The organism is Streptomyces sp. NPDC002809 (genome assembly GCF_040295435.1).
Taxonomy (GTDB): Bacteria; Actinomycetota; Actinomycetes; order Streptomycetales; family Streptomycetaceae; genus Streptomyces.
Map to the genome: position 1 here is coordinate 1 of NZ_JBEOVJ010000043.1, position 16881 is coordinate 16881.

Below are 16881 nucleotides of genomic sequence, written 5' to 3' on the forward strand. Positions count from 1 at the left end.
CTGGTGCGTCAGCACACGACCGGATCGTCCGACCTGCTGGACGCCTACTCCGACACCTGCCTGAGCCGGGTGTGGCGGCTCGTACACAAGCTGCGAAAACCTCAGACGGCTTCGGCCATCGGGGCCTTCTCCGGTCCGGTGCCCCGCAGCGGCACCTCCTTGACGAACAGTGCGGCCACCACCGCGATCAGTCCGACCGAGGCGCCCACCATGAAGGCGATGTGCGTGCCGGACGCCACCGCGTACTCGTACGCCTCGCGCACCGGCACCGGCAGCTTCGCCAGGCTCGCCGCGTCCAGCTGGGCGCCGTGCATGGTGGCACCCGCGCCGCCGCGGGCGGCCATCTCGTCGCTCACCCGTCCGGTGAACAGCGCGCCCATGATGGCGACACCGAAGGAGCTGCCGAGCGTACGGAACAGGGTGGTGGAGGAGGAGGCGACACCCATGTCCTTCATCTCGACGCTGTTCTGCGCGACGAGCATCGTGATCTGCATCAGGAAGCCCATGCCCGCACCGAGCACCGCCATGTAGATACCTGAGGTGAACCGGGTGGTGCCGGTGTCCATCGTCGAGAGCAGGAAGAGTCCGGCGACCATCAGGATCGATCCCACGATCGGGAAGATCTTGTACCGGCCGCTGCTGGTGGTGATCCGCCCGGCAACCAGCGAGACGATCATCATCGCGAGGAGCATCGGCAGGAGCAGCAGTCCGGAGTTGGTCGCGGACGCGCCCTGGACGGACTGCTGGAACAGCGGCAGGTAGAGCACCGCGCCGAACATCACGAAGCCAGTCATGAAGCCGACCACGGACATCAGCGTGAAGTTGGCGTTGCGGAAGATGTGCAGCGGGATGATCGGTTCTGCGGCCTTGGTCTCGACGAAGAGGAAGCCGGCCAGCGAGGCGACGCCGATCGCGATGAGCTCCATGATGACGGCGGAGTTCCAGTCGTACTCCGAACCGCCCCAGGTGGTCACCAGCACGATCGCGGTGATGCCGACGGTGAGCAGCCCGGCGCCGAGGTAGTCGACCTTCGCCTTGGTGCGCTCCCGCTTGGGCAGGTGCAGCACGACGGTGATCATGGCCAGGGCGACGGCGCCCAGCGGCAGGTTGATGTAGAAGCTCCAGCGCCAGCCGAGGTGGTCGGTGATGGTGCCGCCGACCAGCGGTCCGCCGATCATCGCGATCGCCATGACGCCGGCCATCATGCCCTGGTACTTGCCGCGCTCGCGGGGCGGCACGAGGTCACCGATGATCGCCATGACGCCGACCATCAGACCGCCGGCGCCCAGACCCTGGACGGCCCGGAAGCCGATCAGCTGGCCCATGTCCTGGGACATGCCGCTGAGGACCGAACCGATCAGGAAGAGCACGATGGACGTGAGGAAGATGCCCTTGCGCCCGTACATGTCGCCGAGCTTTCCCCAGATGGGGGTGGAGGCGGCGGTGGCCAGGGTGTAGGCGGTGACGACCCAGGACAGGTGCTCGAGCCCGCCGAGGTCACCGACGATGGTCGGCATGGCGGTGCCGACGATCAGGTTGTCGAGCATGGCCAGCAGCATGGCGATCATCAGGGCGAGCATCACCACCCGCACACTGCGCTGCTGCGGTTCGGGTTTTCCCGCCGGTCCGGCCGGGGCGTCCGCCTTCCCGTCCGCCGCCTTCATCAGGTCCGCCATGTTCCCCAACTCCCCAGATCCCCTGTACGCCGGGCACTTACTTGCCGCCCGGCTAGTTGACTACACTAGGGGAAACTAGTCCCGTAACTAGCCGGGCGTCAAGTAAGTTATTGGGAGAGCACGATGGGCAGCACGCCGCAGCCGCGCCGGGGCAACACCCGCCAGCGCATTCAGGACGTCGCCCTGGAACTCTTCGCCGAGCAGGGTTACGAGAAGACCTCACTGCGCGAGATCTCCGAGAAGCTCGACGTCACCAAGGCCGCGCTCTACTACCACTTCAAGACCAAGGAAGACATCCTCGTCAGCATCTTCGAGGACCTCAACCGGCCCGTCGAGGATCTGATCGCCTGGGGCGAGAAGCAGCCGCGCACCCTGGAGACGAAGAAGGAGCTCCTCGCCCGCTACAGCGAGGCGCTGACCGCCGCCGCCCCGCTCTTCCGCTTCATGCAGGAGAACCAGGCGACCGTGCGTGACCTGAGCATCGGCGTGACGATCAAGGACCGGGTCCTGGCACTCATGGACCTGATCAGGGACCCCGAGGCCCCGATCACCGACCAGGTGCGGTGCTTCAGCGCGCTCTTCACGATGCACGCCGGAATGTTCGCGCTGAAAGACATCGACGGCGACCCCGAGGAGAAGCGCAAGGCCGTCCTCGAAGTCGCCGTCGAACTGGTCACCCGGGCACACGACCCGGGTTCCGCCCAGTAGCGGGGTGGTGTCCCGGCCGGATCAGACCGAGACGCCCTCCTTGTGCAGGTAGTCGACCGGGTTGACCGCCGAACCGTAGTTCGGGGTGGTCCGGATCTCGAAGTGCAGGTGCGGGCCGCTGGAGTTCCCGGTGTTGCCGGAGAGGGCGATCTTCTCGCCCTTCTTCACGGACTGGCCGATGTGCACGTCGATCTTCGACAGGTGCGCGTACTGCGAGTACGTGCCGTTGCTGTGCTTGATCACGATGGCGTTGCCGTACGCGGGACCGTCGCCGCCGCCGTTCGGGCCGGCCTTCACGATGATGCCCTTGTGCGCGGCCTCGACCTTGGTGCCGATCGGCACGGCGAAGTCCTGGCCGGAGTGCTTGTGCGACCAGCGGCTGCCGTCGTTGCCGAAGCTCGCGCTCAGCTGGTAGCGGTCGACCGGGGTCTCCCAGGCGAGCTTCGCGGCGGCCTTCTTCTTGGCGGCCGCCTTCTTCTTCGCCGCGGCAGCCTTCTTCTTGGCCGCCTCGGCCTTCTTCGCTGCGGTGTGCTCGGCCGCCTTGCCCTGCGCGGCCGCCTGCTGGGCGACCGAGTGGGCGGTGGTCGCACCGGCCGGGCTCGCGGTGCCGGCGGTCCCCGTCGTGCCGGCCGCGAACGCAGCGCCCGCACCGAGAACCATCGACGTCCCCAGGCCGGCTGCCACCACGGCGCCACGGACACGGGAAGCGGACGGGCGGCGGGACTGGAACGTAACGCGCTTCGACATAAGCGGAAAACCTCCGGAGATGACTGGACCCGGCGTTGCGCCGGGCTGGCCATACCTTGGTAACCCGCACCCCCGGGTGCACTCAAACCCCCCATCTACGAAGAAAAGCCGTAGCCGGGGGCCCGGGAATTCGCCGCCACCGATCCCGTTCCGGACCCCCGGGCGGCCGCCGAAAGTCTTCGCCGAGGCAGGTTTAACCCCAGTTCCAAACCGTCCATACCGGACACAGCACCGTCATCCAGGCCTTTACCCCCAAACCCTCGAAAGCCTTGCCCGACACCGGGCCGAAAGTCCCTGCCGCGATCATGGCCGTTTCTCCTAGGGCGCCTAGTAGGCCCCGAAAGGGCTGTGCGCCTTGTCACCGGCGGTGGGACCAAGGGCTGTCCGTTTCGGGACCTTCGGCCCGGTGCCCCAGGGGCTGTCCCGTAATCCGTGGCGGATCAGCGCGCGGCGTCGGATGCGGTGCGTCGCAAGGCGGAGGGCCGTCCGCGTACCGGATGCATTCGGGCGTTCCGGCAGACAACGCGGCGAGGCCGTCCTCGTGCGCCTGCCAGGGATTGCGGGGCAGCCCTCAGACGGCGGGCAGCCCCGTCACCTTCTTCGCGTGCAGGGCCACGAGCTGCTTGCCGCCTGCCGCCAGGTACCACCGCTGGAGGTCGCCGGAGCCGTCGTTGTACGTCCAGCGCAGCTTCCCGCTGCCGGCGTCGTAGGAGTGGATGCCGCCGTGCTCGTCGAACTCCGTCGCCCCGTAGAGGACGTCGCCCACCTTGGCGAACTGCCAGGGGGCCGCGACGTCCAGGCTCCCCTTGTCGTGCCAGTGCCTCTTCCCGGTCGCGGGGTCGGCCGCCCAGAGGCCGTGCGCGCTGTCGGAGACGTAGAGGACGCCGTCCAGGACCGCCGGATCGTTGAACCGGCTGAACTCCTCGGTCGCGAAGGACCAGCGTTCCTTGCCGTCGGCCAGGTCGTGGGCGCGCATCTGCTGCCCGTTGGCGAGGATGGCGAGGCCGTCGTGGACCACGAAGCCGCGGTTGTTGGACCGACCGATCTTCTTCGTCCAGACCTGACGGCCGGTCGCGGTGTCGCGCACCGTGAGGTTCTCCCGGAAGTCCGTGTAGACGAGACGGTTGCCGATCACCCGGGCGGTGATGCCGTTCTCCTCCGTGCCGTGGTCACGCTTCTCCCGCCAGACGACCTTGCCCGATGTGCTGTCGATCGCGGCGATCACGTTCTCCGGCGTCCTGAACTCCTTGTCCAGGATTCCCGCGACGACGTAGACGTGGTTCGCGTCCGCGGCGATGGGCCGGGGCTGGGAGTACTGGTCCCCCAGCCGGCTCCGCCAGGTGTCCTTGCCCGTCGCCGGATCCAGGCCGACGATGTTCCCGTCGTACCGGGCACTCGCGAGATAGAGCGTCCCGTCCCCGATGAGCATGTTGGCGCCGGGGACGGTGACCTCCGCGCGGGACCAGATCTCCTTGCCGGTGGATATGTCGAGGGCCTTCAGCGGGTCGCCGGAGACGAGCACCACGTTGCCGACCACGGCGAGCGCGGAGATCCAGGCCAGTCCGTCGTAGGCCGAGGTCTGCTGCCAGGCGGGCTGCGGCTTGGACCCCGGCACCGGAGTGCCGGCCGCCTCCCCCGGCTTGTCCGTCTCCTTGCCGACCGGATCCTCCTCCGGACCGCAGGCCGCCGTACCGGCGCCCAGAAGCACCAGCCCGGCTCCGGCCAGCTTCATCATCTGTCTGCGTGACACATCGCTTCTGCGCATGATCTGCCCCGTCCCCCTCGCCGTTCGTCCACGTCCGGACGAAGCGTCCGGAGCCGGGGCCAGACTAGCCAGCGATTTTCCGCCTCCATACGCCACGGACCCGACCGGGACACGCCTGTGACGTCACCGTCACTATGTACGCAACAGCAAAGAGACGGCCCCGGACCAGTCGAAACCGGTCCGGGGCCGCCCCTTCGTACGCTCGGGCGCTAGGCGCCGCTCACGCTTCCTTCGTCATGTTCGGGCCGGCGCCGCCTGCCGCCTGCTCGATCGGGGGGACGTCGGGCAGAGCCGACTTCTCCTCGCCGCGGAAGGTGAACTTCTGCTCCTCACCCTCGCCCTCGGTGCCGACGACCACGATGTGACCGGGGCGCAGCTCACCGAAGAGGATCTTCTCGGAGAGGATGTCCTCGATCTCGCGCTGGATCGTCCGGCGCAGCGGCCGGGCGCCCATCACGGGGTCGTAGCCCTTCTTCGCCAGCAGGGACTTGGCGGCCGGGCTCAGCTCGATGCCCATGTCGCGGTCCCGCAGGCGCTCGTCCACCTTGGCGAGCATGAGGTCGACGATCTGGATGATGTCTTCCTCGGTGAGCTGGTGGAAGACGACCGTGTCGTCGACACGGTTGAGGAACTCGGGCCGGAAGTGCTGCTTGAGCTCTTCGTTGACCTTGGTCTTCATCCGCTCGTAGTTCGTCTTCACGTCGCCCTGGGCGGCGAAGCCCAGGTTGAAGCCCTTGGAGATGTCCCGGGTCCCGAGGTTGGTCGTCATGATGATGACCGTGTTCTTGAAGTCCACGACCCGGCCCTGGGAGTCGGTCAGGCGACCGTCCTCCAGGATCTGGAGCAGGGAGTTGAAGATGTCGGGGTGGGCCTTCTCGACCTCGTCGAAGAGGACGACGGAGAACGGCTTGCGGCGCACCTTCTCGGTGAGCTGGCCGCCCTCCTCGTATCCCACGTAACCGGGGGGAGAACCGAAGAGCCGCGAGACCGTGTGCTTCTCGCTGAACTCCGACATGTCGAGGGCGATCAGCGCGTCCTCGTCACCGAAGAGGAACTCGGCGAGCGTCTTGGACAGCTCGGTCTTACCGACACCGGACGGACCGGCGAAGATGAACGAGCCACCGGGGCGCTTCGGGTCCTTCAGACCGGCTCGCGTACGGCGGATCGCCTGCGAGAGGGCCTTGATGGCGTCCTTCTGGCCGATGACGCGCTTGTGGAGCTCGTCCTCCATGCGCAGCAGACGGGAGGACTCCTCCTCCGTCAGCTTGAAGACCGGGATGCCGGTGGCGGTGGCGAGGACCTCGGCGATGAGCTCGCCGTCGACCTCGGCCACGACGTCCATGTCGCCGGCCTTCCACTCCTTCTCGCGCTTGGCCTTCGCCGCCAGCAGCTGCTTCTCCTTGTCGCGGAGAGACGCCGCCTTCTCGAAGTCCTGGGAGTCGATGGCCGACTCCTTGTCGCGACGCACGCCCGCGATCTTCTCGTCGAACTCGCGGAGGTCCGGCGGCGCGGTCATCCGGCGGATGCGCATCCGGGATCCGGCCTCGTCGATCAGGTCGATCGCCTTGTCCGGAAGGAAGCGGTCCGAGATGTAGCGGTCGGCCAGCGTCGCGGCCTGGACCAGCGCCTCGTCCGTGATGGACACGCGGTGGTGGGCCTCGTAGCGGTCGCGCAGACCCTTGAGGATCTCGATGGTGTGCGGCAGCGACGGCTCCGCGACCTGGATCGGCTGGAAGCGGCGCTCGAGAGCGGCGTCCTTCTCCAGGTGCTTGCGGTACTCGTCGAGCGTGGTGGCACCGATGGTCTGGAGCTCGCCTCGCGCCAGCATGGGCTTGAGGATGCTCGCCGCGTCGATCGCGCCCTCGGCGGCGCCCGCACCCACCAGGGTGTGGAGCTCGTCGATGAACAGGATGATGTCGCCGCGGGTGCGGATCTCCTTGAGCACCTTCTTCAGGCGCTCCTCGAAGTCACCGCGGTAGCGGGACCCGGCGACCAGCGCACCGAGGTCGAGGGTGTAGAGGTGCTTGTCCTTGAGGGTCTCGGGCACCTCGCCCTTGACGATGGCCTGCGCCAGGCCCTCGACGACCGCCGTCTTGCCGACGCCGGGCTCGCCGATGAGGACCGGGTTGTTCTTCGTACGGCGGGACAGCACCTGCATGACCCGCTCGATCTCCTTCTCGCGCCCGATGACCGGGTCGAGCTTGGATTCACGAGCGGCCTGGGTGAGGTTCCGGCCGAACTGGTCGAGCACCAGCGACGTGGAGGGCGTGCCCTCCGCGGGGCCGCCCGCTGTGGCCGCCTCCTTGCCGCCGGAGTAACCGGACAGCAGCTGGATGACCTGCTGGCGCACCCGGTTGAGGTCGGCGCCCAGCTTCACGAGGACCTGGGCTGCGACGCCCTCGCCCTCGCGGATCAGGCCGAGCAGGATGTGCTCGGTGCCGATGTAGTTGTGGCCGAGCTGAAGGGCCTCGCGGAGCGACAGCTCCAGGACCTTCTTGGCTCGGGGTGTGAAGGGGATGTGCCCGGACGGGGCCTGCTGGCCCTGACCGATGATCTCCTCCACCTGCTGGCGGACCGCCTCGAGCGAAATCCCGAGGCTCTCCAGGGCCTTAGCGGCGACACCCTCACCCTCGTGGATCAGGCCCAGGAGGATGTGCTCGGTGCCGATGTAGTTGTGGTTGAGCATCCGGGCTTCTTCCTGAGCCAGGACGACAACCCGCCGCGCGCGGTCGGTGAACCTCTCGAACATCGTTAATCGCTCCTCAGAGCGGTCAGGCAGTAAGGGGTCGGTCCCCTCCCTGTCCTTCCGCAGCTTAGTCCCGCAAGCGGGGACCGCTCATTTCAACTGCCGACACCCGTCGATGGCCTCCTGCCCCGAACGCCGACAACTGCTCCAACCCGATCCTGCGAGACGATGTTCCCGCAGGCCAGGCAGATACCCCTATCGCCAGTACGCCGATGGCGAACGTGAGACGTCCGGTGGCTGGTGTGTCGCCCTTCCCACTAGGGATGTCTTACCCGCAATTACAGACAGTCCATGCGGCTTACGCGGGTTCCCTCCGCTACGGGCGAACATCTTCGTACTCCCGAATACGCCCGTACGCCCCCAACCCGGACACACTATGCGTTCGATCAAGAACTCTGCGTAACCCATGGCGTGGATCGGGAGTTCTTCCGTCATGACCCTCACCGTCCCTCCTCCCCGCACCGCGCTCCCCGCAGAGCGGGGCGGCCGTGCCGATGGTGCGTCACGGGGCGCGTGCGCCCGGTGGTACGAGCGGGAGCTCGGCTGGGCGACGGCCGGCAGCTCACCGGTGCGGCTGCTGACCGGGTTGCGGTTCGACGCGCTCGTGGTCCCTGCCGACGCCGGCCACGCGGCGCTGCGGCGGGTGGGCCGTACCGGTCCGGTGGCACTGACGGGCCGGCGGATGAGTCTGCTGGTGGCACCGGGAAGCGCCGACGAGCTGCCCGGGCTGCTCGACTGGCTGGAGTGGGGCGGGGTCGCCCTCGCGCTGACCGCTGTCGGCTCGGGCGGGCGGATCACCGCACCGCCGCCGCCGGGGCGGCCGGGTCCGCCGGGGGCCGCCGTATGGCTGCGGCCCCCCTGCCCAACGCACGAGCAGGAGGGGGAGCCGGTGTTCCCGGCCCTCTCCGGCTTCGGGAGCAGGGGTGGGGATGCTCCCGATCTCATCCGGCTCGTGGACGCCGTGGCGACGGAATGCCACCGGGCCCGCTTGACGCGCGCCCGGACGGGGATGTCCCCCGATGAAACGGCTGATCAGCCGTTGGCCTTCTCGTAAGCCTCACGGATCTCCGCGGGAACGCGGCCACGGTCATTCACATTGTGGCCGTTCTCGCGCGCCCACTTACGGATCTCGGCGGTGTCCTTGTTGCCGCCGGGAACGGCGCGGCCCTTGCCGCGACCGGACGCCGCACGGCCACCGGTACGCCGGCCGCTCTTCGCGTAGGGCTCAAGAAGACTCCGGAGCTTGTCCGCGTTGCCCGTGGTGAGGTCAATCTCGTACGTCTTGCCATCGAGAGCGAACGTCACGGTCTCGTCCGCCTCGCCGCCGTCGAGGTCGTCAACAAGAAGGACCTGAACCTTCTGTGCCACCGGATTTCCTTTCATCGAAAATGGAGTACGCGGAAAGGAAACCGCTTTTCCCCGGAAAACACAAACCCCCGGGAGAGGTTCAGGAGCGCAAGAAGCCGGGAAACGTGCGCGATTCGGACATAGGGATCGCGCTTCTTCCGACGGTCACAGGTGCAGAAGCATCCGGCTGTTGCCCAAGGTGTTCGGCTTCACTCGTTCGAGACCCAGGAACTCCGCGACTCCCTCGTCATAGGAACGCAGCAGCTCACTGTAGACATCTCCGTCGACCGGTGTCTCTCCGATCTCCACGAAGCCGTGCTTCGCGAAGAAGTCGACTTCGAAGGTGAGACAGAAAACCCGTCGCACACCCAGCCAGCGGGCCGTCTGCAACAACTTGTCCAGCACTTGATGCCCGACTCCGGCCCCCTTGATGCTGTGGTCGACGGCGAGAGTACGGACTTCGGCCAGGTCTTCCCACATCACGTGCAGTGCGCCGCAGCCGATGACCCTGGCATCCTCGTCGCGTTCGGCGATCCAGAACTCCTGGATGTCCTCGTAAAGCGTCACCGTCGCTTTGTCGAGCAGGATGCCTTCTCGTACGTAGCCGTCGAGGAGACGCCGGACCGAGGCCACATCGCTCGTCCTCGCGCGGCGGACGGTGATGGCGACGTTTATAACCGACGGATCGGTCTGGAAATCGGTATGGGGAAGCTCTGAGGACATACCCCGACGCTATCGCCCGGGGTCCGGCTCCGCGTCATCGGCCGCTTCGGCGCCTTCCGCACCACCTTCACCGGCCGCTTCAACGGCCGGCTGCACGATGTCCTCGGGAAGAGTGGGCAGAACGATCCTCATGGCGTCCCGAAGGGCCTCACGCTGCTCGGCCGACATCATGCCGAAGAACGCGACCAGCGCGGCGGCGGGGTTGTCGCTCTGTGACCATGCTTCGTTCATCAGTGCGGCCGAGTACGCGGCTCGGGTGGAGACCGCCGTATATCGATATGCGCGGCCGTCCACTTCCCGGCGTACCCAGCCCTTCTGATGGAGATTGTCCATAACCGTCATGACGGTGGTGTAGGCGATGGACCGCTCCTGCTGAAGGTCCTCAAGGACTTCCCGCACGGTGACCGGTCGGTTCCATTGCCAGACCCGCGTCATCACGGCGTCTTCCAGCTCTCCCAATTGGCGGGGCACAGCGTCACCCTAGTGCCAGATGTCTGGAATAGCCGGTTATTTACACAGCAAAAGGGCGTACGGCTCTCGGGAGCCGTACGCCCTTCGTACGCGTGCGGTGCGCGGGAAGCGCGGACCGGAGTTCAGACCCCGTCGGCGCGCGGCGTCCGCGGGGCCGATTCCGCGCGGCTGATCGCGGCGTCCACGGCCGCGTCCTCCTTGGCCTTGTTCGGCCCGCCCTGGCTCTTGACGATCGTCACGACCAGGCCGATGAAGAAAGCGGCCATCACCACGGGGGGCACGAGCGCGGATACGTAGTCCATGGCGTCCAGAGTAGCGAGCACTCACCGGGCACGGTGAGAGGCCCTACCCCGCGGCGCGCTGCTGTGGCGGTGGAACCGGGCGACGGCGGGGCGGGAAGACCTCCGAAGGCTTCGGCGCCGGGCGTTCGGACGGCGCCGCCGGACGGGCCGGGGCCGCCGGGGCCTTCGGCTTCTCGGGCTCCGCGGCACGGCCGCCGGGCAGCGCGAGCAGCCGGCTGCGGGGCGCGGGCGCCGACGCGGACACCGCTCGCCCGGCGAGGCGGGCCCGCACCGAACGCTCCGCGAGCACCTGACAGCGCTCCAGGAGTGCCGCGGCGACCGGTCCGCCGCGCAGGGCACGCAGGGCGGCGAGATCCTCGGGGCGGGGGTCGTACTCGGCGGCCAGGGCGTCCTGGAGGCGCTCCAGGTACCCGCTGAGGGAGCCGGGGAGGGCGTTTCGGTAGCGGACGAGGTCGGCGAGGAGGAAGGCGCGCAGCCGTCCGGCCTCACCGACCGCCTCGTCGACGGAGCCCGCTAGCCGCAGGCAGTCCTGGACGTCCTCGTCGGGCAGGGGCGCGGGGTGGAGGGCGATGGCGAGGGCACGGCGGAGCACTCGCAGCTCGTCCGCGCTGAACGCCATACCGCCGCGTGATCCGTAGGGCGTGGGCATAGCGCGACAATACGTGCTAAATGGACAAAATCCGTTTAACTGGCCGTCGGCGGCGCGGCGGCTCCGTGAGCCACCGCGCCGGGAACCCACCGGTCGGGGCCGCGCACTCCTGGGCGTGTCCGCAGGCCGGACGCGGCCTCCCGGCCACGGCTCAGAGGCGCGAGACGTTCCGCTCGTACACCAGGCGCAGCCCGATGAGCGTGAGCCAGGGCTCGTGCTCGTCGATGACGGAGGCCTCGTTCAACACCATCGGAGCAAGGCCGCCGGTCGCGATGACGGTGACGTCGTCGGGGTCGGCCGCCAGTTCCTTCTTCATCCGTCCGACGACACCGTCGACCTGGCCGGCGAAGCCGTAGATGATGCCCGCCTGCATGGCCTCGACGGTGTTCTTCCCGATCACGCTGCGCGGCCGGGCCAGCTCGATCTTGCGCAGCTGGGCGCCCTTGACGCCGAGCGCCTCGACCGAGATCTCGATGCCGGGAGCGATGACGCCGCCCGTGTACTCGCCCCGGGCGGAGACCGCGTCGAAGGTGGTGGCCGTGCCGAAGTCGACGACGATCGCCGGGCCGCCGTACAGGTCGACGGCGGCGACCGCGTTGATGATGCGGTCCGCGCCGACCTCCTTCGGGTTGTCCATGAGGATCGGCACCCCGGTCTTGATGCCCGGTTCGACGAGCACGGCGGGGACGTCGCCGTAGTAGCGGCGGGTCACCTCGCGCAGCTCGTGCAGGACGGCCGGGACGGTGGAGCAGATCGCGATGCCCTCGATGCCGTCGCCCAGCTCCATGCCCAGCAGCGGATGCATGCCCATCAGGCCCTGGAGGAGCACCGCGAGCTCGTCGGCGGTGCGGCGGGCGTCGGTGGAGATGCGCCAGTGCTCGACGATCTCCTCGCCGTCGAACAGCCCGAGGACCGTGTGGGTGTTGCCGACGTCGATGGTGAGCAGCATCAGACGCCGGCCCCGTCGGTGTCGCGGAAGTCCAGACCGATGTCGAGGATCGGCGAGGAGTGGGTCAGCGCGCCGACGGCCAGGTAGTCCACACCGGCCTCGGCGTAGGCGCGGGCCGAGCCGAGGGACAGCCGGCCCGAGGACTCCAGGACCGCTCGGCCGCCGACGAGCGCGACGGCCTCGGCGGTCTGCGACGGGGTGAAGTTGTCCAGCAGGATCAGATCGGCACCGGCGTCCAGGACCTCGGTGACCTGCTGCATCGTGTCGACCTCGACCTCGATCGCGAGGTCCGGGAACTCCTCCCTGACCCGCTTGAACGCCTCGGCGACCCCGCCCGCCGCGATCACGTGGTTGTCCTTGACCAGGGCGGCGTCGGACAGCGACATGCGGTGGTTGACCCCGCCGCCGCAGCGCACCGCGTACTTCTCCAGGGCGCGCAGGCCCGGGGTCGTCTTGCGGGTGTCGCGGACCCTGGCCTTCGTGCCCTCCAGCACGTCGGCCCAGGCGCGGGTGGCGGTGGCGATGCCGGAGAGCCTGCACAGCAGGTTGAGCGCGCTGCGCTCGCCGGTGAGGAGGTCGCGGGTGCGCGTGGTGACCGTCAGCAGCTTCTGGCCGGGAACGACACGGTCCCCGTCCTCGACGTGCCGCTCGACCTCGAACTCGTCCGTACAGACGATGGAGAGAACGGCCTCGGCGACGCGCAGGCCGGCCACGACGCCCGCCTCACGGGCGGTGAAGTCGCCGGTGGCCACCGCGTCCTCGGACACGGTCGCGACGGTGGTGACGTCCACTCCGCCGTCGAGGTCCTCCTCGATGGCGACGTGCGCGACGTCCTCGACGGTGACCGGGTCCAGGCCCGCGTCGGCGAGGAGCTGGGCGAGCGCGGGGTCCAGACCGCACTCCAGGGCGTCCAGGTCGTAGCCGTCCTCCCCGCCGCAGCCGCAGCCGTCCCCGCAGCCGCCCGCGGCAGGTGCGGGCGCCCCGATCTGGATCAGCGGTACGTCCACGGGTGTGGGGCGCGGATTCTCTTCGGGCGTGCTCACGGTTACGGCTCCTCGGGAGTGGGGTGGGTGGTGCCTGTTGCTGCGCAGTCTGCTGCCCCGGAGGGGCCTACGGGCCCGAATGCCTCGGTATCCGTCCGACGGAGGACGAGCTGCCGGTCCGGGGTGAGCCGGACGACGAGGTGGCGGCGCCAGTTCTCGTCGTCGCGCTCGGGCCGGTCCTTGCGCCAGTGGCAGCCGCGGGTCTCCTCGCGCTGCCGGGCTGCGGCGACCAGGACCCGGGAGACCAGCAGCAGGTTGGTGACCTCCCAGGCCTCGACCCCGGGCACCGCGTTCTTCGGCTCGGCGGCCCCGGCCTGGAGGAACGCGCTGCGGTGCAGGTCCTCCAGCTCCTCGGCGGCGGTGACGAGGCTGTCCGCCGAGCGCAGGACACCGGCTCCGCGGGTCATGATGCGCTGGATGGTGACCCGCGCCTCGGGGGCCATGAGCGGGGAGGGTGCGGGGTGCGTGTTGACGGCCTCGCCCGCGCGGGGCCTCTGCTCGACGATGTCCGCCGCGATGCGCTCGGCGAAGACGAGCCCTTCGAGGAGCGAGTTGGACGCCAGCCGGTTGGCGCCGTGCACTCCGGTGCAGGCGACCTCGCCGCAGGCGTACAGGCCGGGCACGGTGGTGCGGCCCCGCAGATCGGTACGGATGCCGCCGGAGGCGTGGTGCGCGGCCGGGGCGACCGGTATCGCCTCGGTGATCGGGTCGATGCCGTGGGCCCGGCAGGCGGCCAGGATCGTGGGGAAGCGCCGCTCCCACATCTCGGCACCGAAGTGACGGGCGTCGAGGTACATGTGCTCGGTGCCGTGCAGCTGCATCTGGCGGGTGATGGCCTTGGCGACGACGTCGCGCGGGGCGAGCTCCGCCAGTTCGTGCTGCCCGAGCATGAAGCGTGTGCCGGACGCGTCGACGAGATGGGCGCCCTCTCCCCGTACCGCCTCCGACACGAGGGGCTGCTGGCCCTCGGAACCGGATCCGAGGAAGAGGACGGTGGGGTGGAACTGGACGAACTCGAGGTCCGAGACCTCCGCCCCGGCCCGCAGCGCCAGGGCCACACCGTCGCCGGTGGAGACGGGCGGGTTCGTGGTGGCGGAGAAGACCTGGCCCATGCCGCCGGTGGCGAGGACCACCGCGGGGGCGTTGACCGCGCCGACGCCGTCGTGCTGGCCCTCGCCCATGACGTGCAGGGTGACCCCGGCGGTACGGCCTTCGGCGTCGGTGAGGAGGTCGAGCACGAGGGCGTTCTCGACGGTGTGCAGGGCGGCTTCGCGGACCGCCTCGACCAGGGCGCGGGAGATCTCCGCGCCGGTCGCGTCGCCGCCCGCGTGGGCGATGCGGCGGCGGTGGTGGCCGCCCTCGCGGGTCAGCGCGATGGAGCCGTCGTCCGCGGTGTCGAAGTGCGCACCGGTGCCGATGAGCCGGCGCACGGCGTCGGGTCCCTCGGTGACCAGGGTGCGCACCGCCGCCTCGTCGCAGAGGCCCGCGCCGGCGACCAGGGTGTCGTCCAGGTGCTGCTCGGGAGTGTCGCCCTCACCGAGTGCGGCCGCGACGCCGCCCTGGGCCCAGCGGGTGGAGCCGTCGTCGAGGCGGGCCTTGGTGACGACGACGGTGGCGAGGCCCGCGGCGGCGCAGCGCAGCGCGGTGGTGAGTCCGGCCACGCCGGAGCCGACGACCACGACATCGGCGTCGATGGACCAGCCGGGGGCGGGGGCGGTCAGCCGTATTCCGGTCACGTGGTGGCTCCGAAGGTCAGCGGGATGTTGTCGATGAGGCGGGTGGCGCCCACCCGTGCGGCGACGGCGAGGATCGCGTCACCGGCGGTGCGGTCGTCGGGGATCTCGGTGAAGTCCGCCGGGTCCACGAGCGCCAGGTAGTCGAGGGCGAGCGGGGGCTGCTCGGCCGCCGCGTCGTCCAGGATCGAGCGTGCGGCGGCCCGCACCGCGGCGGGGCCGCCTTCCGGCCGGGCCCGGGCGACCGCCTGGGCGTCGGCCGCCAGTCTGGCCTCGCCCAGCCGGGTGAGTCCGGCGGCCCGGCCCTCCGTCGCCCCGGTGGTCTGCGCGCGGGCATGCAGCGCCTGCTGGGCGGCGAGCCGGTCACGGGCCGCGAACAGCGCCCGGGACAGGGCGAGCGCTGTGTGGCGCTCGTGCGGGTCGAGGAAGCGGTTGCGGCTGGAGCGCGCGAGACCGTCGGGCTCCCGGGCCGTCTCCACGCCCACGATCTCCACGGGGAAGTTCAGATCGCGCACCATGCGGCGGATCAGCGCCAGCTGCTGAGCGTCCTTCTGCCCGAAGAACGCGACATCGGGGCGGGTGAGGTGGAGCAGCTTGGCGACGACGGTGAGCATGCCGTCGAAGTGCCCGGGGCGCGAGGCGCCTTCGAGGCGCTCGCCCATCGGGCCCGCGGAGATACGGACCTGCGGTTCGCCGCCGGGGTAGACCTCGTCGACGGACGGTGCGAAGACCACGTCGGCGCCGGCCGCGCCGGCCACCGCGAGATCGGCGTCCAGGGTGCGCGGGTAGCGGTCGAGGTCGGCGCTCTCCCCGAACTGGAGCGGGTTGACGAAGACGGTGACGACGACCTGGCCGGCCGCGCCGACAACCGCGCGTGCGGTTTGTATCAGGGAGGCGTGGCCCTCGTGCAGAGCGCCCATCGTCATGACGACGGCACGCTCGGCCCGGGTGGCCGGAGCTCCGGCGGGGGCGGCCCGGTCCCGGTCCGGGGCGTAGGCCGCCAGCTCGGCGGCGGTGCGGAGCAGGGTGGCGGCGGATGCGGTCATCGGGACTCCTCCGGTCCGGTACCGGCGCTGCCGGATGCGGCCGAGCCGTCGGCCAGGACGTCGAGCAGGTCCTCGGCGAGCTCCGGCTTGAGCATGCCGTTGGCGAGCGCGCGGTCGGCGGTGGCGCGGGCCATCGCGACGTAGCCGGCCACCGTCTGCGGGGCGTGGGTGCGCAGCTCGCCGATGTGCGCGGCGACCGTGCCCGCGTCGCCCCGGGCCACCGGGCCGGTCAGGGCGGCGTCACCGGAGCGCAGGGCGTTGTCCAGGGCGGCGCCGAGCAGCGGGCCGAGCATCCGGTCGGGGGCGGTGACCCCTGCCGTGCGCAGCAGCTCCATCGACTGGGTGACGAGGGTGACCAGGTGGTTCGCGCCGAGGGCGAGCGCCGCGTGGTAGAGCGGACGGGACTCCTCGGCGATCCACTCGGGTTCGCCGCCCATCTCGATGACCAGCGCCTCGGCGGCGAGCCGCAGCTGCTCGGGGGCCGTGACCCCGAAGGAGCAGCCGGCCAGCCGCTGGACGTCCACTGAGGTACCCGTGAACGTCATCGCCGGGTGCAGGGCCAGCGGCAGGGCGCCGGCCCGCAGGGCGGGATCCAGCACCTTCGTCCCGTACCGCCCCGAAGTGTGGACGATCAGCTGTCCGGGGCGGACCGCACCGGTCTCGGCGAGGCCCTCGACGAGCCCCGGAAGGGCGTCGTCGGGCACGGTCAGCAGGACGAGCTCGGCGCGCGCGAGGACTTCGGCGGGCGGCACGAGGGGGACGTCGGGAAGCAGGGTGGCGGCGCGGCGCACCGAGGCGTCGGAGACACCCGACACGGCGACGGGGCGGTGCCCGGCGAGGGCCAGGGCTGCGGCGAGGGCGGGGCCGACACGGCCCGCGCCCACGACGCCGACGGTGAGCCGGGCGGGGCGGTCCCTCGCGTCGAGGGGCTCCTTGGGCGTTGTTGCATTCACGCGGCGGTGGCCTTCCGTTCCAG

The 16881-nt window shown here is 69.9% G+C and carries 16 protein-coding genes; 2 read left to right on the top strand and 14 right to left on the bottom strand.

The annotated features are described in order from the left end of the window. Positions 1-101: 101 nt before the first annotated feature. A complete protein-coding gene (locus ABT025_RS23815) occupies positions 102-1676 on the bottom strand; it encodes an MDR family MFS transporter (protein ID WP_350997953.1) in 1575 nt (524 codons plus the stop codon). Positions 1677-1799: 123 nt separating this feature from the next. Here ABT025_RS23815 and ABT025_RS23820 point away from each other — a divergent pair, with 123 nt between their 5' ends. Continuing rightward, positions 1800-2384 (top strand): TetR/AcrR family transcriptional regulator, encoded by a 585-nt coding sequence (locus ABT025_RS23820; RefSeq protein WP_350997962.1) that lies wholly within the window; start codon positions 1800-1802, stop codon positions 2382-2384. A 21-nt stretch (positions 2385-2405) separates the two neighbouring features. Here ABT025_RS23820 and ABT025_RS23825 read toward each other — a convergent pair whose 3' ends face one another. From ABT025_RS23825 to ABT025_RS23835, 3 genes are all read right to left on the bottom strand, one after another. Continuing rightward, a complete protein-coding gene (locus ABT025_RS23825) occupies positions 2406-3131 on the bottom strand; it encodes a M23 family metallopeptidase (RefSeq protein ID WP_350997965.1) in 726 nt (241 codons plus the stop codon). Positions 3132-3702: 571 nt separating this feature from the next. Further along, on the bottom strand, positions 3703-4896 hold the full coding sequence (locus ABT025_RS23830) for an outer membrane protein assembly factor BamB family protein (RefSeq protein WP_350997968.1): 1194 nt from the start codon (positions 4894-4896) through the stop codon (positions 3703-3705). A 220-nt stretch (positions 4897-5116) separates the two neighbouring features. Then, positions 5117-7645 (bottom strand): ATP-dependent Clp protease ATP-binding subunit, encoded by a 2529-nt coding sequence (locus ABT025_RS23835; protein ID WP_350997971.1) that lies wholly within the window; start codon positions 7643-7645, stop codon positions 5117-5119. Positions 7646-8075: 430 nt separating this feature from the next. On the opposite strand from ABT025_RS23835, the gene ABT025_RS23840 reads away from it, so the two are divergent. After that, positions 8076-8696 (top strand): SCO3374 family protein, encoded by a 621-nt coding sequence (locus ABT025_RS23840; RefSeq protein ID WP_350997974.1) that lies wholly within the window; start codon positions 8076-8078, stop codon positions 8694-8696. Here ABT025_RS23840 and ABT025_RS23845 read toward each other — a convergent pair. The 10 genes from ABT025_RS23845 to ABT025_RS23890 form a co-directional block, all read right to left on the bottom strand. Further along, a complete protein-coding gene (locus ABT025_RS23845) occupies positions 8675-9010 on the bottom strand; it encodes a histone-like nucleoid-structuring protein Lsr2 (protein WP_350997977.1) in 336 nt (111 codons plus the stop codon). The genes ABT025_RS23840 and ABT025_RS23845 overlap by 22 nt on opposite strands. 144 nt (positions 9011-9154) lie before the next feature. Then, positions 9155-9712: an amino-acid N-acetyltransferase gene (locus ABT025_RS23850; RefSeq protein WP_350997980.1), complete on the bottom strand. Its 558-nt coding sequence runs from the start codon at positions 9710-9712 to the stop codon at positions 9155-9157. A 9-nt stretch (positions 9713-9721) separates the two neighbouring features. Then, positions 9722-10183: a BlaI/MecI/CopY family transcriptional regulator gene (locus ABT025_RS23855; RefSeq protein ID WP_350997983.1), complete on the bottom strand. Its 462-nt coding sequence runs from the start codon at positions 10181-10183 to the stop codon at positions 9722-9724. A gap of 122 nt (positions 10184-10305) precedes the next feature. Continuing rightward, positions 10306-10485, bottom strand: coding sequence for a hypothetical protein (locus ABT025_RS23860; RefSeq protein WP_350997986.1), 180 nt, complete (start codon positions 10483-10485; stop codon positions 10306-10308). 43 nt (positions 10486-10528) lie between these two features. Continuing rightward, positions 10529-11104: a hypothetical protein gene (locus ABT025_RS23865; protein ID WP_350998106.1), complete on the bottom strand. Its 576-nt coding sequence runs from the start codon at positions 11102-11104 to the stop codon at positions 10529-10531. Between the two features lie 181 nt (positions 11105-11285). Next, the gene (locus ABT025_RS23870; protein WP_350997989.1) at positions 11286-12083 is read right to left on the bottom strand and encodes a type III pantothenate kinase; all 798 of its coding nucleotides are present in this window, start codon (positions 12081-12083) and stop codon (positions 11286-11288) included. Next, positions 12083-13126, bottom strand: coding sequence for a carboxylating nicotinate-nucleotide diphosphorylase (gene nadC, locus ABT025_RS23875; protein WP_350997992.1), 1044 nt, complete (start codon positions 13124-13126; stop codon positions 12083-12085). The genes ABT025_RS23870 and nadC overlap by 1 nt, the downstream gene beginning before the upstream one ends. Positions 13127-13128: 2 nt before the next feature. Beyond that, positions 13129-14862 carry an L-aspartate oxidase gene (locus ABT025_RS23880; RefSeq protein ID WP_350997995.1) on the bottom strand — a complete coding sequence of 578 codons (1734 nt, stop codon included), beginning with the start codon at positions 14860-14862 and terminating at the stop codon, positions 13129-13131. Next, complete coding sequence (panC, locus tag ABT025_RS23885; RefSeq protein ID WP_350997998.1) at positions 14859-15905, bottom strand: pantoate--beta-alanine ligase; 1047 nt, start codon at positions 15903-15905, stop codon at positions 14859-14861. The genes ABT025_RS23880 and panC overlap by 4 nt, the downstream gene beginning before the upstream one ends. Next, positions 15902-16858, bottom strand: coding sequence for a Rossmann-like and DUF2520 domain-containing protein (locus tag ABT025_RS23890; protein ID WP_350998000.1), 957 nt, complete (start codon positions 16856-16858; stop codon positions 15902-15904). The genes panC and ABT025_RS23890 overlap by 4 nt, the downstream gene beginning before the upstream one ends. Between the last annotated feature and the right edge of the window lie 23 nt (positions 16859-16881).